Origin of the sequence: Pseudomonas profundi (assembly GCF_008638305.1) — a bacterium.
Lineage (GTDB): Bacteria > Pseudomonadota > Gammaproteobacteria > Pseudomonadales > Pseudomonadaceae > Halopseudomonas > Halopseudomonas profundi.
In genome coordinates, this window is the sequence record NZ_VTPZ01000004.1 from 47,383 (window position 1) to 71,691 (window position 24,309).

Sequence of the window (24,309 nt, forward strand, 5' to 3'; positions counted from 1 at the left end):
GAGTGAACCTTCCAGGCCGGCGCTGTTCTTTATTGGAAAGAGCGAAGCAGAGGTGTATTCATGGCCGAGGCACTCGAGGAATACAACCGCAAACGGGACTTTGGTGCAACGCCTGAGCCTTCTGGTGCGAGCAAATCGAAGCGCTCTGGCAAGCGTGGCAAGGCAGAACATGCGTTGCAATTCTGTATACAGAAACACGACGCGACGCGGCTGCATTACGATTTCCGGCTGGAGCTGGACGGTACGCTGAAGAGCTGGGCGGTGCCAAAAGGGCCGAGCCTGGATCCGAAATCTCGCCGGTTGGCGGTGCACGTCGAAGATCATCCATTGGACTACGCCACCTTTGAGGGCAATATCCCCGAAGGGCATTACGGGGCCGGCGATGTGATCGTCTGGGACCGCGGAGTGTGGATACCCGAAGGTGATCCCCGCGAGGCCTACCAGAAGGGCAAACTGAAATTCGAGCTGCAGGGCGAGAAGCTTGCCGGCAGCTGGAATCTGGTGCGCACCAACATGGATGGCAAGAAGGAGCAGTGGTTCCTGATTAAATCCAAGGACGACGCGGCGCGTCCGGCGGCTGAATACGATGTAACGGAAGAACAACCCCACAGCGTACTGAGTGACCGCACCATTGTTCCGAAACGTCGCGGCGGTAAAGCGGTAAAACCCCAGCCGGTGGAAAAGGCACCGGCAAAGAAAACAGGCAATAAGCAGTCAACCGAGCTTGGCGATGCGAAACAGGCGGAGCTGCCCGACATACTCAAGCCTGAGCTCGCCACCCTGGTCGAGAGCGTGCCGGATGGTGACTGGCGCTACGAAATCAAGTTCGACGGTTACCGCATCATGGCGCGTATCGATGACGGCGACGTGCGGCTTTTCACTCGGAACGGTCACGACTGGACGACAAAGATGCCGCGTCAGGCCGAAGCCCTGGCCGGGCTTGGGCTGCAAACCGCCTGGCTGGACGGCGAAATGATCGTCGCCAACGATGAAGGCGTGCCGGATTTTCAGGCTTTGCAGAATGCCTTCGAGACCAACAAAAGCGGCGCCATCGTTTACTACCTGTTCGACATGCCTTACCTCAATGGCATGGACCTGAGAAAGGTGCCCCTTGAGCAACGCCGCGCTGCCCTGGCGAAAGTGATGGAACGCAGTGAAGACGATATTCTGCGTTTTTCCGAGGATTTTGAGGAATCCCCCGAGGCGATGCTGAATAGCGCTTGCCAGATGAAGATGGAAGGGCTGATCGGCAAGCGCGCGGGAAGCAGTTATGTGTCCCGGCGCAGCAATGACTGGATCAAGCTCAAATGCAGTCACCGCCAGGAGTTTGTGATTGTTGGCTTCACCGATCCCAAGGGTAGCCGCAGCGCATTCGGCGCTTTGCTCCTCGGCCTGCATGACGAGGACAGTGGTGAGCTGCGTTACGCCGGCAAGGTGGGGACCGGTTTCAATGAAGCGACCCTGCGTCGCGTGCACGAACAGTTGAAGCCGCTGGAGGTGAAGAAAGCGGCTGTGGTGAACCCGCCCACCGGTGCCGATGCGCGCGGTGTGCATTGGCTTAAACCGCAGCTGCTGGCCGAAGTCGCCTACGCGGAGATGACCAAGGACGGCAGCGTGCGCCATGCCGTATTCCACGGGCTGCGCAGCGACAAGCCGGCCGAAGATATTACCCACGAGCGACCGGCAATGACGAAGTCGAAAAAGAGCGCAGCGGACAAGCCCGGCACGAAATCGAAATCGAAAACCAGCGAAAAGTCGGCCCCGACCAAAACCGGCAAATCCTCGACCAGCGGCAATTTCCGCATCACCCACCCCAAGCGCGTGATTGATGCCTCAAGCGGTGCGACCAAAGGGCAGTTGGCGGAGTACTACGCCCGCACCGCAGACTGGACCCTGCCGCACCTGGCCAACCGGCCGGTGGCCCTGGTGCGTGCGCCGGAGGGTTTGTCGGGGGAGCTGTTCTTCCAGAAGAATCCGGATCGCCTGTCCATTCCGAATATTGAAACCATGGGCAAGGAATATTCCGGGCAGCCGGTGATGATGATCAACAGTCCCGAGGCGCTGATCGGGGCGGTGCAAATGAGCACCATCGAATTCCATACCTGGAATGCGACCTCGGCCGATCTTGAGCGCCCGGACCGCTTCATTCTCGACCTCGACCCGGATCCGGCGTTGCCCTGGAAGGCGATGATCGAGGCAACGCAGCTGACCTTGGCGGTACTCGATGAGCTGGGGCTCACCGCCTTTCTCAAAACCAGTGGCGGCAAGGGCATTCACCTGGTGATTCCGCTGAAGCCGAAGGACGATTGGGCGCAGGTGAAAGCGTTCAGCCAAGCGATCGTCAAGCACATGGCCAAGCTGCTACCGGATCGCTTCTCGGCGGTATCCGGCCCGAAGAACCGTGTCGGCCGAATCTTCATTGATTACCTGCGCAACAGCCAGGGCGCGACCACTATCTGCGCCTACGCTGCGCGCACCCGGGAAGGCATGCCGGTCTCGGTACCGATCTACCGCGACGAGATCGACGATCTGAAGGCCGCCAATACCTGGACCATCCATAATCTGCATGAGCGTCTCGGTGAGCTGGACTCGGACCCATGGGAAGGCTATGAGAAAGCCCGCCAGACAATCACCGCTGACATGCGCAAGCGACTCGGACTCAAGACGAAATAGGAGATTGCGATGGATAACTACCACGTCAGTCAGACGGATACGGGCTGGGAGCTGAGAAAGGAGGGCGCTTCGCAGGCTGCGCGCACGGCGGGGACCAAAGCGGAGGTGCTGGCGCTGCTTCCGGACTATATGGAAGGGAAGACCGGCTCGGTGAAGATTCATTTGCAGAATGGCGATATCGAGGAAGAGCGGACCTATCCCCGTCGGGCGGATCCCGCTGAAAGCCCGGGCTGAACGCGGCTGGATGGTCCCTCAGCAGCGATAACGTCAGTGATGCAGCTCTGTGCCGTGTCGTCTGTGCCAGAACCAGGGGTGAAGTGTCCCGAAAGTGAGAACAGGCATAGGGAAGCCAATTGCTACAATCCAGGCTGGTTTAACATTGAATGACGTTTCTGCCCGATTGAAGCCAGTCATCCGGCCCGTCCTATGGTGATTCGCTGGAGTGTCGGTGGCCGGCCGATACAGCGGAATGTAAAACGCTTGACGTTTTTTGTGACGCCGGTTCGGTATACAGTCTTTCAATGTGTATCATGATCGGCTAACGACACATTGTAGGAATAGAGCGATGAATAAGGTTGAACAGCTGGAAGCTTCGCTGACCGACGAAGGGCGCTATCGCTTGCTCATCGACTCGGTGACAGATTATGCCATCTATATGCTGGACCCTGACGGCATTGTTTCCAGCTGGAATCCGGGAGCTGAGCGCTTCAAGGGTTATTCCGCCGATGAGATAATGGGTTGCCATTTTTCTCGCTTTTATTCTGAAAGTGATCAACGCGCTGGAAAGCCACAACGCGGTCTCGATATAGCTGCGCGCGAAGGACGCTTCGAAACGGAAGGCTGGCGCATCCGCAAGGATGGCACTCGTTTCTGGGCGCACGTCATCATTGACCCGATCAGAGATCCCGCGGGCGAAATACTTGGTTATGCCAAGATCACCCGTGACCTAACCGAGCGCAAGATGGCCGAAGAGGCGCTGCGTGAAAGTGAGCAGCAATTTCGTCTGCTAATCGAAGGCGTGACGGATTACGCTATATATCTGCTCAGTCCGGGTGGCCTGGTCACCAACTGGAACGCCGGCGCCGAGCACATCAAGGGTTATAAGCGGGAAGAGATAGTAGGCGAGCATTTCTCGCGCTTCTATACGCCAGAGGACCGCGCTGCCGGTAAGCCCGCAGCCAGCCTGGCAACGGCCGCACGCGTTGGTCGCTTTGAAAGTGAAGGCTGGCGAATGCGCAAGGACGGCAGCCGGTTCGTTGCTCATGTGATTATCGATGCAATATACGATCCTGAGGGAAACCTGACGGGATTCGCCAAGGTTACCCGGGATGTCACCGAGCGGGTTGAACGGGAGAAAGAACTCGAGCAGGCACGTGAAGCGCTGTTCCAGGCGCAGAAAATGGAAGCGGTAGGCCAACTGACTGGCGGTATTGCGCACGATTTCAATAACCTGCTGACCGTAGTGTTGATGAGCCTGGAGATGGCCCGCAAGCGCCTCCCGGATGACACGCGGGTGATGCAATTTATCGAAAATGCCATCGAGGGTGCGAAACGCGGCGCGACGCTCACGCAACGTATGCTCGCCTTCGCCCGCAAGCAGGAACTGCGAATCGAGGCAGTCTCGGTGCCTGAACTGGTAGGGGGTATGTCCGGTTTGTTGGAAAGCTCGATCGGACCCTCGATTTCCATTAACACGCGATTTGCTTCGGTATTGCCCTCGGTCAAGGCTGATGCCCATCATCTTGAGACCAGCCTGCTCAACCTCGTCGTTAACGCACGTGATGCAATGCCTGAGGGCGGCACCATCGAGATTTCCGCCAGCGCCGAGTATCACGCCGGTGGCGAGACGGGTGAGCTGGAGCCGGGCGAGTATGTTCGGCTCTCCGTGACCGATACGGGCGAAGGAATGGATGAAGCAACGCTGGCGCGGGTCACCGAACCGTTCTTTACCACCAAAGGGGTGGGTAAGGGGACAGGATTGGGTTTGTCCATGGTTCATGGGATGGCCGGCCAACTGGGCGGTAAGCTGGTGGTAAACAGCGAGAAGGATAAAGGTACGACCGTCGAGGTGTGGCTACCGGTAGCAATCAGCGAGCCGGAACCCACCCAGACTCTGGATCCAGACACGATTGCAGAATTCAAGGGGCCGCTGGATGTTCTGGCGGTGGATGATGATCCACTGGTTCTGACCAACACAACGGCGATGCTCGAGGAGCTTGGACACAAGGTGATTGAGGCCAGTTCAGGCCCGCAAGCCCTTGAGCTGCTGCGCGAACGCAACGTGGACCTGATCATTACAGATCACGCGATGCCGGGTATGACCGGCATGCAGCTGGCTGAGATCGTCCGGGCAGAACGCCCCGAACTGCCGATTGTATTGGCTACCGGTTACGCTGAATTGTCTCGCCGGAGCAAAATTCCCATAAAGGTTCCGCGCTTGGCCAAGCCGTTCGGCGAGAATGCGCTGGCCGAAGCAATTACTCAGGCTTTGATTGTGGTAGCGCCTAACGTGTCCGATGAACCTGCCAATATTGCCTCTGTCTGATCCTCCCTGAAAGTCCAGCGTGTTTCCTCTGGTTTACTCTCTTCCTTATGCTTCACGGATTAAACTCTTCCTTCGCGCGGCTTGCTCAGTTGGTTGGTGAGCCCAGGCTGCTTGCTATCCGCTCTGCTGGTCAGGAAATAGGCTTCAGATATTCAGCATGCCGGATGGATCGAGCGAGCGAAGGAAGAACGCACTACGTGAAGCGGGGAGAGATTAGCGAACGGCACGATCCGGCAGGGACTCGAGCCGGTGCCTGGGTAGGCACCGGTAGGTTGTAACAGCGATCAGAAGTGTACTTTTACCAATAGATTGGTGAGGTTCTGGTTGGTATCAAAGTCGCGGCTGTTCCGTATGCCGTACTTGTCTTTCCAGTAACTGTATTCAATACCGGCATAGAATTGCTTGGCTTTCCAGTCCAGCGCCTTGCCCAGGTCGTATTTGATTTGCGGATTGAAGTGAAAATTGGCGTGGGGGCCCGCTCCGTCGTTATCGACCACCCAGTCGATATAGCCGTCGATCAGAATGTCTGACTTGCCCGCGGCCAGCGTATAACCCCAGACCGGAGTGATCTGCCAGCTGCCACGGCTGCCATCGGGCGTATCAGCGTGTCGATAGTAGGTATTGAGCTGAAAATAATCGAAGCCGGGGAGGTCAAGATCCACTGCAGGGCCGAGCAGGTAGTTCTTGATGTCGCCACGGCCGAATTCATAGGTTCCGGCCAGCAATACATCCTTGATAGGCCCAAAACTGATTGATTGCCCGCTCAACTTGCCAAGCGACAGGCGCGGCGCGATCTCTCCGTAATAGGTGCTGTTGTTACCCGTCGCGTCCTTGCGGCCGTTGTACTGGATGCTATCGATGAACATGAACAGATCGCCGGCGTTCCAACCACTGGCGTGCTCCAGGGTAAAGGTCTGCTGGGTTTTCGGGTCAATCTCGAAATCCGTGCCATACAAATAGGTCAGACTGTTGTCTTGCCACTGCAGGGGGGAGGCGGCAGCGAGCCCGCTGACCACGGCGAGACTGCCCGCAACGGCGACTGTAGTTCCTTTGCGCATCAATAGTGCTCCGATAATAGGGTTAAAAATCCGCGCCATCTTAAAGCCTTTGCGGCAAAAATACAGAAAATAGCGCTTGGTGCGCTTCCCGCCAGGCCGGACCAGGCTGAACTACGCTGGTGGTTGTCAGTCGAAAAATGACAGTCTTCACATCAGGAGTTTTTATGCTCAAGTTTCTAGCCAGTACGGCCGGTATCATTTTTTTGATTGGTCTCGCAGTGGTGATCGGCTTTTTCATGCTGATCTTCTAACGCCTGTCAGATCGCCGAGCGCCATGCCGTGAATCACCCTCGGCTGGCGCCATTCATGTCCTGACGTTGTCCTCCCCCCTCCGAATCAAGCCTCCTCTGTTTACCTGTAGCCGGTACCGCTGGTCGTCGCGCGATGCTGTGGCTCGCTCATAAGTGATTAATTTTCAAAATGTTTCGGGCGCTGCTGTTAGGCAGTAGCGGACTGATGTCACATTTCTCGTTGTGCTGAAATGAACTTTCGTAATGCGTACGTATCATAGGACCAGTTCAAACAATCGTTTGCTCGCTACAACCCGCAACCAGCCTCACTTGGCGCAGGGAAGGCCCTTATGAAGATACTCGTACTCGGAAACCTCGGATATGTCGGCCCTTCGGTTGTCAGGGAGCTGGCATCGCGCCACCCTGAAGCCGTCATTCATGGATTTGACAACGCCTTTTTCAGTCATTGCCTGACCGGCGCGATCGCTGCGCCGGAGCGCTACCTCGATCGCCAGTTCTACGGCGATGTGCGCACGATCTCCGCGTCCATGCTGGAAGGTTACACCGCTGTGGTAGAGCTTGCCGCCGTGTCGAATGACCCGATGGGCAATCGTTTCGCCGGTGTGACAGAAGAAATCAATCAGAAAGCCACCGTCTCGATTGCCAAGCTGGCTGCCGAGGCCGGCGTCAGCAATTTCGTCTTTGCCTCCAGTTGCAGCGTGTATGGCGTCGCTCACGGTGCGCCAAGATGTGAGACTGACCCGGTCGCGCCCATGACCGCCTATGCCAAGTCCAAGATCGGCGCCGAAGAAGAGTTGGCAGGTATCGATAGTGACATGGTCATAACCTGTCTGCGGTTCGCCACTGCGTGCGGCATGTCCGACCGGCTCCGCCTTGACCTTGTTCTCAACGATTTTGTCGCCTGTGCACTCAGCGAAGGCCGTATTACCGTGCTGAGCGATGGTTCCCCGTGGCGTCCACTGATTGACGTGGCTGACATGGCCCGTGCAATCGACTGGGCGGTGCAGCGTCCGGCCAGCAATGGCGGCCGTTTCCTGCACATCAATACGGGCTCTGATGAGCGCAACCATCAGGTTCGGGATCTGGCAGCGGCGGTGGCTGATGCAGTCCCCGGCACATCGGTCAGCATCAATACCGACGCGCCGGTAGACAGCCGATCCTACAAAGTGGATTTCAGCCTGTTTGCCAAGCTTGCCCCCAATCACCAGCCGCTGATGACGCTCTCCGATTCAATCGGCCAGTTGATTGAAGGCTTGCAACGGATGAAGTTCAACGATCCTGACTTCCGGGCTTCGCCGCTGATGCGACTGCACGTTCTTCAGGACCACATTGCACAGGGTCGTTTATCAGAGGATCTCAAATGGTTACCCCTGTGAAATACAGTATTTTCCAGCCGGTCGCGCGGCCGACTTACCTACCTAAGGAGAGGTAAAAATGAAAGTAGTCATATTTGCCGGCGGTTTTGGTACCCGTCTCAGTGAAGAAACAGCCGTTCGTCCCAAGCCGATGGTCGAGGTGGGCGGTAAGCCCATCATCTGGCACATCATGAAAATGTACGCCCATCATGGCTTTAACGAATTCGTGGTGCTCGGCGGCTACAAGGTTGATTACATCCGCGATTACTTTCTTAACTATCGTGGCAATCGTTCCGATTACACCATCGACCTCGCTACCGGTGAGGTCCAGTGGCATGACAAGCTGCCGGAGAACTGGAAAATAACGGTACTCGACACGGGTGGCGATACCATGACCGGCGGCCGCCTCAAGCGTGCCCAGAAGTACCTGATGGATGGTCCCTTCTGTCTGACTTATGGCGATGGCGTTAGCGATGTCAATATCACTGCGCTGGTCGAGTCGCACCGTGCGTCGGGTTGCTGGTGCACCCTGACGGCCGTTACCCAGCCCGGTCGTTATGGCGCTTTGCGTTTGTCCGACAATCTCAGCCATGTCGACGCCTTCCGTGAGAAGGGCGCCGCTGATGGCGGTCTGATCAACGGTGGATTTTTCGTTTGCGAGCCTGAAGTCTTCGATCTGATCGATGACGACCAGACCGTGTGGGAGAACGAACCTATGGATCGACTGGTCGAGCGTCGCATGCTGGGCAGTTTTGCGCACAAAGGCTACTGGCAGAGTATGGACTCGTTGCGCGACAAGGTCGTGCTGGAAGAGGCCTGGGCGCGCGGTGCGCCGTGGAAGCTCTGGAAAGATTGATCGCCAAGCCCAGCTTACGCCTGTCGGAGATGTGTGATGATTATTGTTGATACGGCGCTTGCCCGGCGCCAGGCCGAGGGTCGGCCTATTCGTGTAGGTATGATCGGTGCAGGTTTTCAGGCGAGTGGCATCGCATTGCTGATCATGACGGCTACCCAGGGTATGACGTTGTGCGCCGTGGCCAACCGCAATATTGCGGCGGCGGTGGGAGTGTTTGACCAGGTCGGCATTCAGCCGGCCCGTTGTGACTCTCAGGCCGCGCTGGAAGACGCGATCAAGGCCGGTCGCGCTGCGGTGACGGAAGATGCCGAGGCGCTTGCAAGGGCTGAAGGGCTGGACGCTATCATTGAAGTCACAGGTTCGATCGAGTTCGCCGCCCGGGCAGTGCTGGCCGCGCTGGAAGCGGGCAAGCATGTCGTGCAAATGAACGCGGAACTGGACGGCACAATCGGTCCGATACTGAAAGCCAAGGCCGACGCCGCAGGAGTGGTCTATACCTTTTCCGATGGCGACCAGCCTGGGGTACAGATGAATCTCTACCGATTCGTTGCGGGTCTGGGCGTAAAGCCTGTTTTATGCGGCAACATCAAGGGTTTGCACGATCCCTATCGCAACCCGACCACCCAGGAAAGCTTCGCCAGGCGGTGGGGGCAAAAGCCGGCTATGGTTGCTTCCTTCGCCGATGGCACCAAGATTTCCTTCGAGCAGGCCATTGTCGCCAATGGCACCGGCATGCGGGTTGCTCGTCGCGGAATGATAGGGCCGGATTTTTCTGGCGGCGATCCGGGGGCTCCGTTGGTCCCGATCGAAGATACATTGCCCGCCTTTGAGCCTCACCTGGACGCGTCGAGCCCCGGGCTGGTCGATTACGTGGTAGGCGCGCGCCCTGGCCCGGGCGTATTCGTTCTGGGCACGCTGGATAACCCTCGGCAGCGGCATTATCTGGAGCTGTACAAGCTCGGCAAAGGGCCTTTTTACTGCTTCTACACGCCTTATCACCTGTGTCACTTCGAGGTACCCAACTCCGTGGCGCGCGCGGTGCTGTTCGATGATCCTGTGCTGACGCCAAAGGCAGGTCCCATGGTCGGCGTGATTGCGGTGGCAAAGAAAGATCTGCAGGAAGGTGAGCTCATCGGTGACTTCGGTGGTTACGAAGTCTATGGCGTCGCGGAAAACATTCAGCCAATTCGTAGCGAGCGCCTGTTGCCGGTTGGTCTGGCGCTGGGTTGCACCCTCAAGCGGGCAGTCAAGAAAGACACGCCGCTGACATTTGATGACGTCAATGTACCCGCTGGACGAGTAGTAGATCGTCTCTACGCCGAACAGGAAGAGATGTTTGCCTGATACCGCGCGGCTGCGCGGTTATCTTTCAAGGAGCAACAAATGATATTTCACGAAACGACGCTGAAGGATGCCTGGCTGATCGAACTGGAACCGCGTGGGGATGAGCGCGGTTTTTTTGCGCGTACGATGTGCCGGGACGAGTTTGCCAGGCATGGACTTGTCACCGATTATGTTCAGCAGAACACCTCGGTTTCTGCAAACCGCGGGACACTACGGGGCTTGCACTACCAGGCCGAGCCCTACGCTGAAGCCAAGTTGGTGCGTTGCTTGCGCGGGGCCATCGTCGATGTGATTGTCGATCTGCGCGAAGACTCGCCAAGCTATCTGAAGCACCAGCTATTCGAGCTTACCGACCGGAACCGGCACCAGCTTTACGTGCCGCCAGGCTTTGCGCATTCATTTCAGACGCTGGAGGATGATGTAGAGGTGAGCTATCTGGTTTCGGCTCCGTATACGCCGGAGGCCGAGCGCGGCTTGCGCTATAACGACGAACGGCTTGGGATTACCTGGCCCGAGGCGGTAACGACCATCTCGGACAAGGATGCGGCATGGCCGCTAATCGTAGACCGCTCTGAGAAACTGTTCTGACATATTGTCTTCGTTAACCGGCTCGAGTCTGGAGACTGCGACCGGAGGGGTAGCCAGTGGTTGCGGAGCATCCAGCAGGAAGCTACGCACGGTTACCCCGAGATTGGAAAACGGCGCATCTATCGCTTCCGCACTCGGATGGAAGTGGCTGCTTTCAATCAGTCCTTGGAGAACAATTCTGGCTTTACCGAATTCTTTCATTCCGAGTAGTTGACTGATGAGTTTGATCTGGTGGAAAACTGACATGATCAGGCGGCGCGGACGATAATACTTTCTCGCTACAAAAACCTCGTTGCGAACGTAATGACGATGGTATTTCAATCGGTTGGGATTGTGCTCGGCGAGAATGCTGATAGCACCGTTTTCTTGTCTAAGGTGCAGGACCTTGCTATTTCCCACGATAAAGCCGGGAGCGTTCCGGGTAATACGTAATGTGTATTCCGTATCTTCGCCCCAGATAAACATCGAAGCCAGAGGTAGCCCGTACTCTGCCAGCGTCGCCCGCGGTACGAGTATCGACACAAAAGTTGCCCTGCGCACCGGGACGATGCCGTGCTCCAGGGTCAGTGGCCAATTTTCATAATCGATACGGTTGCGCCGCTGGTCCATGGAAGGTGCGTTCGTTATCAGACCGCCTTCCGTATACGCAGTGGACAGTAAAAATGCGCGCTCCATCGATTTCTGTTCCAGGAGCTCGTCCGCTTCCTGCAGGCGCTGAAGGGCGTCAGGGCTGGGGATAACGTCATCATCCATCATCCAGACGAAGTCAGCGCCTTGTTGATAAGCAATCCGAAACCCGGCGTTGAATCCGCCTGACGCACCTATATTGTTCGACAGGATGTGTACTTCAAGATTCGGAAAATCGAGCTCTTTGAGCATCTGTTCGGTTCCATCGGTGCCAGCGTTATCGATAACAATGACACCATCACAGGCTCGGGTCTGGCTGTAGACCGCTTGCAAACACCTGTTAAGCAAATCCTTTCGATTAAAGGTGAGTATTACCGCAAAAATCTTATTCATACCATCTTCCTAGTATGTTTGATTGTTCCTTCTGCGCTGTGAGCAGTATGGGTAAGAAGCTGCATAAGCACACGTAATTTTACAAATCGATATAAAGCAAGTGCACCCTAACAAGACAGGCTGTTCGGGCTGTTTGTTCAAAAGTTACTGATTTTATTGTATAAAAGTTGACGGCTCACCTTCCGCTTAGAAAGTTTGTGAGCGACGATTGGCGGTTATATGAAAAATTAAACTAAAAAGTGAAATGTTATCTAGACGCGTATCACATCCTGCGCTATAGGCAGAGTTTTAAGACAGGCGGGTAACGGCGGGAGTGAAGATTGGCAGGGATATCATGCATGGAGGGGGCAGTGATTGAGCAGGGCATGCCGGCCGGATTCTCACCCGCACGCCCTCGTTGGATCAGACCAGGCCGCGCTGCTCCTGCTTGGCTTTGCGAAGGTCTTTTAGTGTGGCGGTCAGAATCACCGCCAGCACGGCCAGCGACGCCAGCGGCCAGATCAGGATGTAAGAACCTAGAAGTAGTGATTGCATAGTATGTCTCCTGTCGCCGCCCAGAGCGGGCGGCGGTTGTCCAAGATTAGGATTGAGCCGCTTTGGCGTTGTGGTCGTAGTTGCCCACGTCGCGGCTGATTTTCTGGAAATCAAACTTGTGCGAGCTCAGCAGGCTGATGGCTATACACACGATGGTGCTTGCGCCATAGGCGGTCAGCGAGGCCAGTAGCACGGTGTAGTCGCGCAGGAAGCCCAGGGTGAAATAGGCCAGGACCAGTGCGCCGAGCACACCTATGATGAGACCTGCGCGACGGCCAAAGAACCCGAAGCTCATCAGACCGATGACCACGCCGCCGCCAGCAGAGCCGAGCAGTTCGAAGAACACGCCGATCACGCCAGTCATGGGCAGCAGTTCGAAGCGCGCCAGGCAGAACATCAACAACCCGGCTACCACCGCCCAGGTGAACGCCGTGTTGGTCACTCGATCCCAGAAACAGCTTGCGATCACCGGGAATACGATTGCACCCCACAGTGCACCGACAAATACCAGCATGATCAGAATATCCATGGAGAAGCTGGCAAAAATTACGCCGAGCAGCGTGGCCACGATCATGGTCAACCGGCCGATGAACAACATCTTTGTCGGGTCGGGATTGTTCTTGGCGATGTTTTTGCCGTAGACGTCTGCCATGACAATGGCGGAAAGCGCGCACAGGTCAGAGTCCGCAGTCGATGATAACGAGCCGATAACCAGAATGAAGAAAAGACCAATGAACACCGGCGGCAGATACATCGAGACCATCTGTGGGATCAGGTTGTTCATGTCGCCATCGATGGGTTCGATGCCGGTTATCAGTGCCATGAGCCCTATCATGCCCAGGCCGATCACGATGGCACCGTAGCCAATGGTAGCGGTAATAAAGGTGGGCTTTATGTGATCTTCGCGGACCGCGAACAGACGCTGCGAAATGGTCTGGTTGCCGATCGCATAGGCCAGTACAGCCACAAAGAAAGGTGCACCCTGGTTGAGGATGGCATCCATGGAGAACAGGTTTGCCTGCTCGGGTGTGAGCACATCCATATTGTCGACCAGAGCGGCTGGTCCACCAAGGGAGAACAGTACTGCAGGAATGATCACGATGGCGATGGCCATCATTGCCATGAGCTGGGCGAAATCTGTCAGGACCGAGGCGCGGAAGCCAGACCAGAGTGTGTATGACAGCACGCCGACGCCAGCAATGATGACCCCGGCCTGGAAAGATAACGGCGACAGTACCGATACCAGCGCACCGGACGCGGTGAAGTTGACCATCAGGCTGATGATGCTGCCGAGTACGTTAGACGAGGCCAGAATCAGTTGGCTCGAAGCACCGTGTCGGGCATGTATCAATTCGCCCAGCGTGTGCGCATTCGGAGCCAGCTTGCGGAACCGGCGACCGAAGGGGTAGATAAACAGGATCATCAAGGCGCCCCACAAGCCATAGTGCAGAGGGCCTGATACACCGTAGGTATAACCGGAGGTGGCGGCTGCGTAAAATGAGGCGGCCCAGATCCAGGTGGCGGTCATGCTGGCGGCGCCCAGGCCGAAGCCGATGCGATGGTTTGAAACCATAAAGGCGTCGGTATTTTCTTTCTTGTCCTTGATCAGCAACGTCAGCAGATAGGTGCCGCCATAAAACGCGAGCAACAGTAGCAACACAGTCAACGTCGAGAATTGGAAAAGTGTGGAATCGTTCAAATTATCGTCCCTTTGTGAATTGACAGGGCTGGAAATCCATAAATATCAAACGAGGATCCATCAGCGGTTAAATAACGGACTCAAGCAAGCACGGCGCGTTGAAGCTCTCGCCCAGGCACAAACAGAAGGGATATAACCCGATAGATTTCGGCGCAGATGACCGATGAAAACGCATTGCTGGCCCGGGTTTGCTACGTCCGGTGGAGGACTACCCTATCAGTTCAACCGGAGCCAGTCCACCCGGAGCGCTGTATCCTAGCCCTTTGCCAGCATTACTACGAAAGGCTGTCAAGGGTAAACTGTGCCTTTTCCGCGCTGATCAAACGGGCCTTCCGAGGACCGTGAGCGGGCATATGCAAGCAATGAAGTACAAGCACCAACACCCCGATGAGCGTGGTCGATGATAACCAGCGCACCAGGAGCGCTCGATCCATACTGAGAAGTGAGAGCTGAACACCTTCATGAAGATAATTCGCCTATTGGCGTATGGCGTAGTACTCGGCTTGTCAGTTTCCGGCTGTGGTAAAAGCGGGGCTGATAAAAGCGTGCTTGGATATGAAGCAAAGCAAGCCGAGCTTGGCGAACACGTAACAGACAGCTCAGCTGAGTTTGACTCGCTGGCTGCTACGCAGAATATCGATGTCAGCTTTGCCTCGGGCCCATGTACTACAGAGGGCTGTACTGATGCTGCTGCTGCCGCCAAGGTTCCGGCTGTCATCGCCGAACCCATTCCGACTGTTGATACCCGACCGGCTGAGCCTGTTGTCCCCGAAGCCGACCAGAAGCTTGCGCTTGAGCCAGTCAACCCGGAAGAGGAGGCAATCGTTCGTGACGCGCTTTACACTCTCGGCGATGAACGTTGCGCAGCGGACGGCGAGTCCGTACCAGAGTGTCCGGCCAAACCTGAGCCAGGTGATCAACTAAAATTCTGATCGGTTTCAGCGTCCCGGTAAGTCAGGATTCGGGACGTTATTCAGAGCCTCGCTCGGCGCTCGAAGTTCCTTGCCCTCCCGCGTTCTTCCTCGATTCTGCCCAACGGCATCGTGCTGTCAGGTCAGTCGGCAACCTCCCCACGCTTTTCGATATGCCCTGCCGCTTTCCAATGCCCCTGGGGCTCCTGAGCGTTCGACGCTGCTGAATCGCTACATGAATCCTCTCGAGGATGGACGACCAGGGCTGGATGCCGATTCTGTTTGCTAATGAATCGTCATTCCGCTTGCTTACAGCGCAGCGCAGGGAGGTTATGCGGAGTATCTTGGTCAGATCCTATACGCAGCTTCATCGAGGAGAATCAATGTGACCGATCTTGATGCATTTCGACAGGAAACGCGCGACTGGCTGGAGGAAAACTGCCCACCGGCTATGCGCACGCCCATGAAACAGGAAGGGGATCAATGCTGGGGCGGGCGCAATTTTCAGTTTTCCAGCGATGATCAGCGAATCTGGCTGGAGCGCATGGCTGCGCGCGGCTGGACGGCGCCGGATTGGCCACGCGAGTACGGCGGCGGCGGACTCAGCCAGGCTGAGCACAAGATATTGCGTGAAGAAATGGCGCGTATCCGGGCACGCCCGCCGCTCTCCAGTTTCGGAGTGTGGATGATTGGGCCAGCCATACTCAAGTTCGGTTCCGAGTCGTTGAAGAGGCAGCATCTCCCGGCCATAGTGCGAGGTGAGATTCGCTGGTGTCAGGGCTATAGTGAACCCGGTGCAGGCTCTGATCTGGCGGGGTTGCAGACACGGGCCGAAGATCATGACGATCACTTCGTGGTTAATGGCCAGAAGATCTGGACCTCCTATGCGGATCAGGCTGACTGGATGTTCTGTCTGGTACGTACCGACCCCGATGCGCGCAAACAATTGGGCATCTCCCTGGTTCTGTTCGACATGACGACGCCAGGCGTGAGCACCCGTCCCATCAAGTTGATTTCCGGCAATTCACCCTTCTGTGAAACTTTCCTCGACGACGTGCGCGTTGAAAAGGACCAGGTGGTGGGTGAGATCAATCAGGGCTGGACTATCGCTAAATATTTGCTGACCCATGAACGCGAGATGATCGGCGGCATGGGCCGCACAGCAGCAGGACAGCAGACGCTACCGGACTTTGCGGTGGACAGCGTCGGGCTTGAAAACGGCCGCCTGGCTGACGGCCTGTTACGCGCTGAGGTCGCGCGGTGGGCAATAGATGCGAAAGCCTTCGAGCTGACCGCAGAGAGGGTGCTCGATGAAGCCAAGGCCGGCCAGGGCGTGGGCCACACGTCGGCGATGCTCAAGTACTACGGCACCGAGCTGAACAAGCGACGCCAGGAGCTGATGATTGCGCTGCGCGGCAGCGATGGGCTGGTATGGGAAGGCGAGGCCTCCCATCACGGTGCTTTGCCGCGGATGTGGCTGCGCTCGAAGGGCAACTCCATCGAAGGTGGCACCAGCGAGATTCAGCTCAACGTAATCGCGCGCAATATTCTCGCGCTTCAGTAATCGACCCGAGGACGCACCATGGCTGCATTGGTTTTGAATGAAGAGCAGAACATGCTCAGGGACGCCGCCCAACGTTTTTTCAGGGAGAACGCCCCGGTTTCCCAGCTACGCGGGCTGCGCGACACTCGCGACGAGACAGGTTTTTCGACCGAACTCTGGCACAACATGGCGCAGATGGGCTTTGCTGGGACCCTGATATCCGAGGATTTTGGCGGTTCGGGTTTTGGCCATGTAGGTATGGGGCAGTTATTTGAGCAGGCCGGGCGCAACCTGAGTGCATCCCCGCTGTTCTCCAGCTCCGTGCTGGCTGCAGCGACCCTTTCACTGGCCGGTTCGGACGAGCAGAAGCGTGCGATGTTGCCGGCTATCGCCAGCGGTAACCTGATCGTGACGCTGGCTATCGACGAAAAAGCCCGCCATCAACCCTGGTCGATCAACACGACCGCGCAGAATCTGGACGGGGGTTTTGTCATTAATGGTCACAAGTGTTCCGTGGTCGACGGGCATGTCGCCGACAAACTGATCGTGGCCGCGCGCACCAGTATTGGCAGTCAGGATAGCGACGGCATTAGTCTGTTTGTTATCGATCCCGGCACCGACGGCGTCAGGGTGGAGCGGACCATCATGGCGGACAGCCGCAACGCCGCACGGATAACGCTGGACCACGTGCGAGTGGACGACGATGCATTGCTTGGCGAGCTGAACCAGGCGCATCCGGTAGTCGAGTCGGTGCTGAATGCCGGCAACGCGCAACTTGCTGCGGAATTACTGGGATTGTCGCTTGAAGCCTTTGAGCGAACTGTCAGCTTTCTTCAGGAGCGTAAGCAATTTGGCGTGGTAATCGGTTCGTTCCAGGCGCTGCAGCATCGGGCGGCACATATGTTCAGCGAGCTGGAGTTAGTGAAGTCGGTGGTGTTGAAAGCGCTCGTCGCGCTGGACGAAGGTGCACCGGATGCCTCGGCTCTGGTCAGCCTGGCCAAAGCCAAGGCCTGTGAAGTGGCTGAGCTGGTGACCAACGAGATGATCCAGATGCATGGCGGCATGGGCATGACTGACGAGTTCGACGCAGGGCTGTTCATCAAGCGAGCCCGTGTCGTGCAGCAACTGCTAGGCGACTACCGCTACCACGCTGATCGCTTTGCCCTGTTGCATGGGTTCTGATTGACCCTGTCAGCCAGCGATTGAAGGGACCGAGCCTGGCCAGATCGGTCCCGGATCCCGGCTCAAGGGCGTTCGGTCCGGGCCTCAATGAGCAGTCGTGAAGCCTCCTCCGGTGCCAGCGGCGGGTTGAGCTGGTCGCCCTGAACATAGTCGCATCCGTTGCGCTGGACCAGCGCCAGTTGCTCGCGTGTGTAGACGCCCTCAACCATGGTTTTCAATCCTAGCCGGTGGGCAATATCAATCAGACTACCCAGAATTATTTCCCGGTTGCTCGCTGTCGGCTCGCTGATGAATAGTCGGTCGATTTTTACGATGTCGGGCTGGAACGACTGCATCTGCTGCAGCGACGAATAACAATCGCCGAAATTCCCGATAACAATCGACACCCCCAGCTCGCGCAGCGACTTGAGCTTGATGGCCGTCGCAGCGGGGTCTTCCATCGCAAGATCTTCCGGTATCTCCAGTTGAAGGTAGCGTGGCTCGATACTCCAGGCTTCCAGGCTCTTGCGTATCCGGGCGGGTAGATTATCCATCCTGAACTTCGCTGGGCAAAGACTCACTGCTACAGGGACCGGTGTCAGGCCTTCATCCTGCCAGCGTTTCAGCTGCGCCAGAACCTGTTGAAGTACCCAGTCGTTCAGTGCGAGCGCCTGACCACTGGCTTCGGCTATGGGCTGAAATTCTTCCACGCTGATTTCGCCCAGTTCCGCGTTGAGCCAGCGCAAACTGGCATGCAGCCCGGCCAGGTGCCGATTGCCGAGCTCCCACTGAGGTTGATAGCGCAGCGACAGTTCCAGGTGTTCCTCGGCGTCGCGCAGCAGGTTTTCCAGCTGCAGGATGTGCGCCATTCTCGCCTGCAGATCCTCGCTAAGGAATCGGTAGGTGTTGCCTCCATCCTGCTTCGCCAGCTGCAATGCTGCTGCGGCTCGGCGGGTCAGCTCGTCGAGGGTGCTGCCATCGTCCGGATAGATGGCAATACCGATTGACGCGGTAAGGGGCGCGATATGTTCACCGAAGCTCAGGGGACGGGCGATTGAATGGCACAGACGTTCGGCTACATGGGCGGCGGCTACGCTATCGAGCGCGGGCAGCGTGAGGATGAACTGATCGCCGCTTTCACGTGAGAGCACGTCCTCCTCTCGCAGAATGGCACGCAATCGGTCTGCCAAAGCCGCGAGCAGTTGGTCCCCCGCCTGGTGGCCGTGGGCCAGGTTGATTTGCTTGAAACCGTCCAGGTTTATCTGCATCAGCGCGAAGCTGCCTTGGTTGCGGGCGGTGAGGCGGAGCGTCATCTCGGTTCGCTGGATGAACAGCTTGCGATTGGGCAGGTGGGTGACGCTGTCATGTTGTGACAGTCTCAGGATTTCAGATTCCTGCTCCTTGGTCTTGGTAACATCGCGCGCTATGACGAGATAGTGGTGGCCGTCAGCGCCCTGTTTGGGCGCGGCCGAAATCTGGAACCATACGGTCCTGCCGTCAATTCGCGAGCGGAAAGGTTCGCTCTGGGCGTGTCCGCGCTGCTTGGCCTCAATGAACGTGCGCTCGCAGATAGGGATGGCTTCGGGTGGAAGCAAGGGAACCATTTCCCGGCCGACCATCTGTCGTCTGCTCAGGTCCAGTTCATCACTGTGCGGCGCATGGAACTCCATTACCTTACCGGACTTGTTAACCTCAACCAGGATGTCCGGCAACGCATCGAAGATAGCTTGCAGCCGCTGTTGTGAAGCTTGCAGCGCAGCGAAGGGGCGTTCGACGGTCTCGATGAACACGGCGCGAAACAAAAACAGGTAGGAAGCTACCTTGAGCAAATGACCGAGCAAGGACATGGTGTCGTTGGTCACGCTGTAGAGCGTCAGGCAGAACTCACTGAGTGCCATGGCGCAGACGGCACCGAAAAGCGAGGCAGCATTGAATGACAGGGGGCCGCGCATGGCACGCCATAGCAGAAAGGCGGCTACAAGGTTCAGCGTGACCAGGAAATATTCGAAACCGACCTTGAAGGGCGTCAGGCCCGAATGGGGATAGAAGGTGGCTGGTAATGCCTCCGGGAAAAAGTACAGCACCGCATGCAGCGCCGAAACCGCGGCCAGTACCCCTAGCAGCAACGCCCAGCGGTTTGGCACCTGAGCGACATCGTTCCAGGGCGCCCGAATGGCCATCCACAGCAGTGCGAGCGCTGCCAGCAGCCGCGCGCTCAACCAGTAAATGATGGTGTTATCGATGTGCGCCGGCACAAGGAGCCCTGGGTTGCCCGGAAATGTCAGGGTGTGCGAGATATCCAACAGCGCAACACCCAGGAACAGACAGGCAAGTACCAGCAGGTTGGCAGATTGTTTACGCCGATGAGTTTCCCAACCGACCGCGAATACCAGGCTGGCAACGACGATGGAAAATACTTCCAGCAGGGTATGTGCAGATAAAAAAACAGCCGGAGGCAGCGTAGACAGCGGTAGCAGCGATGCCATCAGTAGCACCAGTGCCATGGTGATGGCGAGCCCTACCGCTTTGCGCAGCGCTGGGTGATGGCTGTTGTGGCGGCTCCGTATCAGCGTATCGACGGAGAGCTTGCTGAGGATCAAATCGCGGTTCCTTAATCTTTCTGCGCGAGCCAGTGCGCGGGTTCTACCGGAACGGGATGCGGTCGTGTCCGCTTCCTTTTCCTTCTGCATTTCCAGTGATCCGGACTCAGTGCATTGAAGCGCCAATCAGGCGCCTGGGCATGTATATCTGATTGGCTCCCCCGAAATCGGCCAAACGGCCGCTAATAGGCACAGACTACCGGTCATTTGACCGGTTCGCCACAACCAATACCGGTGCCGTTTCACCGGCGTAATAGCCAAAAAACCGGCATCCCGCCAAGTCGTGAAATACCGATTGCAACCAAGGCGCCATCTGCTGATTGATTGCTGGTTTGCGAGAGGGGTGGGCTTTCCTCGCAACAGTGATTAACCTTCGCTTTATTTACGGCAGGAACTCGCTATGTTGCTTCGCGGATTAACCTGGTTGATCACCTTTCAACTGCTGGGAACCGGGCTTAATGTCCTGGTGCTGCCCTTCGTCCCGGGCCCGATTATCGGCATGCTGCTGCTGTTGATCTGTCTGTGTCTGCGCGGGGGCGTCAGTGACTCTCTGGATCAGGCCGCGAGCGGTCTGTTGAAGTATCTGCCGCTGCTCCTGGTGCCCCCAGCCGCCGGCGTGATGCTCTATGGCCAGGAGCTTGCGGCAGGCTGGGCGGCAATTCTCGTTACCATGCTGCTGTCGTTTCTGCTGACGCTACCATTCTGTGGCTGGTTGATGCAGCGATTGATCCGCAAGCAACAACGTATTGAGGCAGACCAATGAACGGCTCGGTTGAGGCCGCGCTTCAGGCTGTGGTTGACCATCCGCTGTTTCTGATTGGTGTGACGCTTGCTGCCTACCAGATCGGCCTCACGCTATATGAGCGCTCCCGTCTGGCGTTATTCCACCCGATCATCGTTTCGGTGCCGCTGATCCTGGTGGTTCTCTGGGCGTTGGACTTCGACTATCCCACCTATCGCGAAGCTGTGGTGCCGGTGACCATTCTGCTGGGGCCGACCACGGTCGCGCTGGCGGTTCCGCTGTATCTCAATTTGCGCAGGATTCGCCAATTTCTGCGGCCCGTGGTGGTCACGCTATTGCTCGGCGGGCTGTTTGCCACGCTCAGCACGCTGCTCATCGGCTGGCTGATGGGTGCAGAGTCGATGATCCTGATGACCATGGCGCCAAAGTCTCTGACCACACCGATCGCCATGTTGCTGGCAGAACAAATTGGCGGTGTGGCGGCGCTGGCTGCGGTGTTCGTGATGATTACTGCAGTGCTCGGCGCGCTACTTGGCCCCTGGTTGCTGCGCCTGTTTCACATTACGCATCCGGCTGCGTGGGGCATGGCCATGGGCATTGTTGCCCACGCGGTTGGCACCTCGCGTGCGCTGGAAGAAGGCGAGGAAGCTGGCGCCTTCGCGGCGTTGGGGATGAGCATGATGGGTATGGGCTCGGCAATATTGTTGCCGCTCGGCGTCACGCTGTGGACGCTGTGGTTCTGACCCAAGTTGCCAACTCATGGCGGCTGGGCTTGGGAGGATCCTCAGCTTTCGAATCAGTCAGTTGGAGCGCTTGGCTGGATAAAAGAATGGAACGCCAGCAGCGCGGCGGTGGTCACAGCTTCGAGCTGATCGGCGTGGTGCGTATGGCGCAGGGCTGATCGGCATAACCCAGCTTCGCCCGTTTCCGACAGGAGTCCTCTAATGGAATTGGATCCGTTGTTGTTATCGCGCTTCCAGTTTGCCTTCGTCGTGTCCTTCCATGCGATCTTTCCGGTATTCACTATCGGTCTGGCCTCGTATATCGCATTCCTCGAAGCTTTGGCATTCAAAACCGGCAATCCGCTGTGGACGCAGTTGTCGAAATTCTGGATTCAGGTCTTTGCCGTGGTGTTCGGCATGGGGGTGGTATCCGGGATAGTGATGGCGTTCCAGTTCGGCACCAACTGGAGCAATTTTTCCTATACGGCGGCGAATTTCATCGGCCCGATGTTCAGCTACGAGGTCGTTACCGCCTTTTTTCTGGAAGCGGGTTTCCTCGGTGTGCTGCTGTTCGGGCGTAACCGCGTCCCCCAGGGTATTCATCTTTTTGCGGCCTGTATGGTCGCGCTGGGAACACTTATCTCCGCGTTCTGGATTCTATCTGCCAACAGTTGGCTGCACACCCCACAGGGCACCGAGCTGCGCGATGGCGTGTTCCACGTTACCTCCTGGACGGAATCGATTTTCAACCCGTCCTTTCCTTATCGTTTTACCCACATGGCGATTGCGTCATTCCTCACCGGTTCTTTCGTGGTGGCTGGCGTGAGCGCCTGGTACCTGCTGCGTGGGAGGGAGGTAGAGGTAAATCGCAAGGCGCTCTCGATGTGCCTGTGGATGATTCTGTTTCTGGCGCCGACACAGGCGGTGGTCGGCGATCTGCATGGCTTGAACACCTTCAAGCATCAGCCGATGAAAGTAGCTGCGATGGAAGGCAACTGGGATACCGATGTCGGCGTGCCTTTATTGTTATTCGCATTGCCGGATAGGGATCTGCAGGCCAATCGCGTCGAATTCGGTATTCCACGCCTTGGCAGCATGCTGTTGACCCATACCTGGGACGGCGAAGTCCCCGGGCTGCGCGAGATCGATGTGGAACAGCAGCCGCCGGTCTGGATCGTTTTCTTTGCTTTCCGCATTATGGTCGGCATGGGGCTGTTGATGATCGCCTTCGGGCTCGCCGGTTTGTGGTTACGCCGCGGCCAACGCTATTGCCAGACCCGCTGGTTCCTGCAGGGCCTGCGCTTCATGAGCATCACCCCATTCATCGCGGTTACCGCCGGCTGGGTGGTCACCGAGGTGGGCCGCGCGCCCTGGATAGTCTATGAGACGTTCAGCCATGAACAGGGCCTCACACCTTCCCTGACCGGTGGGATGGCACTCTTCACATTGATCGGTTACGTACTGGTGTATGCAGCGATATTCGGTGCGGGGCTGTACTACCTGTTTGGTGTGCTACAGAAGGGTATTACGGTCGAAGAGGAGGAACTGTCGGATCAAGCGGATCAGGCTGAGCGCCCCATGCGTCCATTCTCAGCCACCCATGTTCGCTTTGAACACGAGGAGCATTGATATGGGCAATATTGATCTGTCGATGATCTGGGCGGTAGTCATCGCCTTCGCCGTGATCATGTACGTGCTGATGGACGGCTTTGACCTGGGCGTCGGAATTCTGTTTCTGTTCGCCCCGGACGAAGAAGCTCGCGACGTGATGATGAACTCGGTGGCGCCCATCTGGGATGGCAACGAAACCTGGCTGGTACTCGGCGGTGTCGGTCTGCTGGCTGCGTTTCCACTGGTCTATTCGATCCTGTTGCCCGCCTTGTATATCGGCGTGTTTCTGATGTTGGCGGGCCTGATTTTTCGGGGCGTCGCCTTCGAGTTCCGCTTCAAGGCACACAAGTCGCGCTATCTCTGGAACTGGGCCTTTGCAGGAGGATCGGTCGTCGCATCCTTTGCCCAGGGGGCAGTCGTCGGTTCCTATATCGAAGGCTACCAGACCGAAGGGCTGGTCTATGCAGGCGGCCCGCTGGACTGGCTGACGCCCTTCACCGTATTGACCGGTTTCGGCATTCTCGTCGGCTATGCGCTGCTGGGCTGCACCTGGATAATTCTCAAGGCTGAAGGTTACATTCAGGCATGGGCCTACAAGCTGGCGCCCTGGCTGCTGGCCGGGGTTCTGCTGATATTTCTGGCGGTCAGTGTGTGGACGCCCTCGGTAGATCCGTCCGCCTTTGAACGCTGGTTCTCGGCGATTCGCTGGATCTGGATCTTCCCGGCGCTTGCGGCGTTCTTTGCCTTTCAGATCTGGCGCGGCCTGCGTCAGCGCAGAGAGGCGCTGCCCTTCGTGGCGACCATGGGCATGTTTGGCGCGACCTATTTCGGCTTGCTGTGGACACGCTGGCCGTACGTTATTCCGCCGAACTTCACCCTGTGGGATGCCGCCTCGGCGCCGGAGTCTCAGCTCTTCCTGCTGCTAGGGGTGTTGTTCGTCATTCCGATCATTCTGGTGTACACGGCCTGGGCCTATTGGGTATTCCGCGGCAAGGTCAGAGTCGGAGAAGGCTATCACTGAGTCGGCAGGATTCGGCACGCCGGATTCGGCTCGACATTGGCTGGCTCGCCAGCAGTCGACGGTCAAGCCGCTGCT

At 57.3% G+C, this 24,309-nt stretch carries 20 protein-coding genes; 15 read left to right on the forward strand and 5 right to left on the reverse strand.

Translation table 11 applies throughout. The features are described 5' to 3' along the window. The first annotated feature begins 60 nt into the window (after positions 1 to 60). The 3 genes from ligD to FZE95_RS06935 all read left to right on the forward strand — a co-directional run bounded on the left by ligD (position 61) and on the right by FZE95_RS06935 (position 5,218). Positions 61 to 2,673 carry a DNA ligase D gene (gene ligD, locus FZE95_RS06925; RefSeq protein WP_150300127.1) on the forward strand — a complete coding sequence of 871 codons (2,613 nt, stop codon included), beginning with the start codon at positions 61 to 63 and terminating at the stop codon, positions 2,671 to 2,673. Between the two features lie 9 nt (positions 2,674 to 2,682). Further along, positions 2,683 to 2,907, forward strand: coding sequence for a DUF2188 domain-containing protein (locus FZE95_RS06930; RefSeq protein ID WP_150300128.1), 225 nt, complete (start codon positions 2,683 to 2,685; stop codon positions 2,905 to 2,907). Between the two features lie 331 nt (positions 2,908 to 3,238). Further along, positions 3,239 to 5,218 carry a hybrid sensor histidine kinase/response regulator gene (locus FZE95_RS06935; protein ID WP_150300129.1) on the forward strand — a complete coding sequence of 660 codons (1,980 nt, stop codon included), beginning with the start codon at positions 3,239 to 3,241 and terminating at the stop codon, positions 5,216 to 5,218. A 284-nt stretch (positions 5,219 to 5,502) separates the two neighbouring features. Here the strand turns inward: FZE95_RS06935 and FZE95_RS06940 are convergent, their stop codons facing one another. Continuing rightward, a complete protein-coding gene (locus FZE95_RS06940) occupies positions 5,503 to 6,279 on the reverse strand; it encodes an outer membrane protein OmpK (RefSeq protein WP_397387108.1) in 777 nt (258 codons plus the stop codon). Positions 6,280 to 6,440: 161 nt separating this feature from the next. On the opposite strand from FZE95_RS06940, the gene FZE95_RS20175 reads away from it, so the two are divergent. The 5 genes from FZE95_RS20175 to rfbC all read left to right on the forward strand — a co-directional run bounded on the left by FZE95_RS20175 (position 6,441) and on the right by rfbC (position 10,670). Further along, a complete protein-coding gene (locus FZE95_RS20175) occupies positions 6,441 to 6,527 on the forward strand; it encodes a hypothetical protein (protein ID WP_449619077.1) in 87 nt (28 codons plus the stop codon). Between the two features lie 329 nt (positions 6,528 to 6,856). Further along, the gene (locus FZE95_RS06945; protein ID WP_150300131.1) at positions 6,857 to 7,903 is read left to right on the forward strand and encodes an NAD-dependent epimerase/dehydratase family protein; all 1,047 of its coding nucleotides are present in this window, start codon (positions 6,857 to 6,859) and stop codon (positions 7,901 to 7,903) included. A gap of 58 nt (positions 7,904 to 7,961) precedes the next feature. Continuing rightward, on the forward strand, positions 7,962 to 8,738 hold the full coding sequence (rfbF, locus tag FZE95_RS06950; RefSeq protein ID WP_150300132.1) for a glucose-1-phosphate cytidylyltransferase: 777 nt from the start codon (positions 7,962 to 7,964) through the stop codon (positions 8,736 to 8,738). 36 nt (positions 8,739 to 8,774) lie between these two features. After that, positions 8,775 to 10,082: an NAD(P)H-dependent oxidoreductase gene (locus FZE95_RS06955; RefSeq protein WP_150300133.1), complete on the forward strand. Its 1,308-nt coding sequence runs from the start codon at positions 8,775 to 8,777 to the stop codon at positions 10,080 to 10,082. A gap of 39 nt (positions 10,083 to 10,121) precedes the next feature. Further along, entirely contained in the window at positions 10,122 to 10,670 is a 549-nt protein-coding gene (gene rfbC / locus FZE95_RS06960; protein WP_150300134.1) for a dTDP-4-dehydrorhamnose 3,5-epimerase, read from the forward strand. Here the strand turns inward: rfbC and FZE95_RS06965 are convergent. The 3 genes from FZE95_RS06965 to FZE95_RS06970 form a co-directional block, all read right to left on the reverse strand. Then, the gene (locus FZE95_RS06965) at positions 10,638 to 11,690 is read right to left on the reverse strand and encodes a glycosyltransferase family 2 protein (RefSeq protein WP_150300135.1); all 1,053 of its coding nucleotides are present in this window, start codon (positions 11,688 to 11,690) and stop codon (positions 10,638 to 10,640) included. The genes rfbC and FZE95_RS06965 overlap by 33 nt on opposite strands. Positions 11,691 to 12,092: 402 nt before the next feature. Then, complete coding sequence (locus FZE95_RS19725) at positions 12,093 to 12,224, reverse strand: putative transporter small subunit (RefSeq protein ID WP_218573642.1); 132 nt, start codon at positions 12,222 to 12,224, stop codon at positions 12,093 to 12,095. A 46-nt stretch (positions 12,225 to 12,270) separates the two neighbouring features. Next, the gene (locus FZE95_RS06970; RefSeq protein ID WP_150300136.1) at positions 12,271 to 13,923 is read right to left on the reverse strand and encodes a sodium:solute symporter family protein; all 1,653 of its coding nucleotides are present in this window, start codon (positions 13,921 to 13,923) and stop codon (positions 12,271 to 12,273) included. 461 nt (positions 13,924 to 14,384) lie between these two features. Here FZE95_RS06970 and FZE95_RS06975 point away from each other — a divergent pair, with 461 nt between their 5' ends. From FZE95_RS06975 to FZE95_RS06985, 3 genes are all read left to right on the forward strand, one after another. Continuing rightward, a complete protein-coding gene (locus tag FZE95_RS06975) occupies positions 14,385 to 14,855 on the forward strand; it encodes a hypothetical protein (protein WP_150300137.1) in 471 nt (156 codons plus the stop codon). 364 nt (positions 14,856 to 15,219) lie between these two features. Continuing rightward, positions 15,220 to 16,398 carry an acyl-CoA dehydrogenase family protein gene (locus FZE95_RS06980; RefSeq protein ID WP_150300138.1) on the forward strand — a complete coding sequence of 393 codons (1,179 nt, stop codon included), beginning with the start codon at positions 15,220 to 15,222 and terminating at the stop codon, positions 16,396 to 16,398. Between the two features lie 18 nt (positions 16,399 to 16,416). After that, entirely contained in the window at positions 16,417 to 17,559 is a 1,143-nt protein-coding gene (locus FZE95_RS06985) for an acyl-CoA dehydrogenase family protein (protein WP_150300139.1), read from the forward strand. Between the two features lie 62 nt (positions 17,560 to 17,621). Here the strand turns inward: FZE95_RS06985 and FZE95_RS06990 are convergent, their stop codons facing one another. Continuing rightward, complete coding sequence (locus tag FZE95_RS06990) at positions 17,622 to 20,138, reverse strand: putative bifunctional diguanylate cyclase/phosphodiesterase (RefSeq protein ID WP_190324521.1); 2,517 nt, start codon at positions 20,136 to 20,138, stop codon at positions 17,622 to 17,624. Between the two features lie 400 nt (positions 20,139 to 20,538). Here FZE95_RS06990 and FZE95_RS06995 point away from each other — a divergent pair, with 400 nt between their 5' ends. The 4 genes from FZE95_RS06995 (at position 20,539) to cydB (ending at position 24,234) form a co-directional block, all read left to right on the forward strand. Continuing rightward, on the forward strand, positions 20,539 to 20,901 hold the full coding sequence (locus tag FZE95_RS06995; protein ID WP_150300141.1) for a CidA/LrgA family protein: 363 nt from the start codon (positions 20,539 to 20,541) through the stop codon (positions 20,899 to 20,901). Beyond that, positions 20,898 to 21,623 carry an LrgB family protein gene (locus FZE95_RS07000; RefSeq protein WP_150300142.1) on the forward strand — a complete coding sequence of 242 codons (726 nt, stop codon included), beginning with the start codon at positions 20,898 to 20,900 and terminating at the stop codon, positions 21,621 to 21,623. The genes FZE95_RS06995 and FZE95_RS07000 overlap by 4 nt, the downstream gene beginning before the upstream one ends. Positions 21,624 to 21,824: 201 nt before the next feature. Continuing rightward, a complete protein-coding gene (locus FZE95_RS07005) occupies positions 21,825 to 23,231 on the forward strand; it encodes a cytochrome ubiquinol oxidase subunit I (RefSeq protein ID WP_150300143.1) in 1,407 nt (468 codons plus the stop codon). Position 23,232: 1 nt separating this feature from the next. After that, positions 23,233 to 24,234: a cytochrome d ubiquinol oxidase subunit II gene (cydB, locus tag FZE95_RS07010; protein ID WP_150300144.1), complete on the forward strand. Its 1,002-nt coding sequence runs from the start codon at positions 23,233 to 23,235 to the stop codon at positions 24,232 to 24,234. Positions 24,235 to 24,309 lie beyond the last annotated feature (75 nt).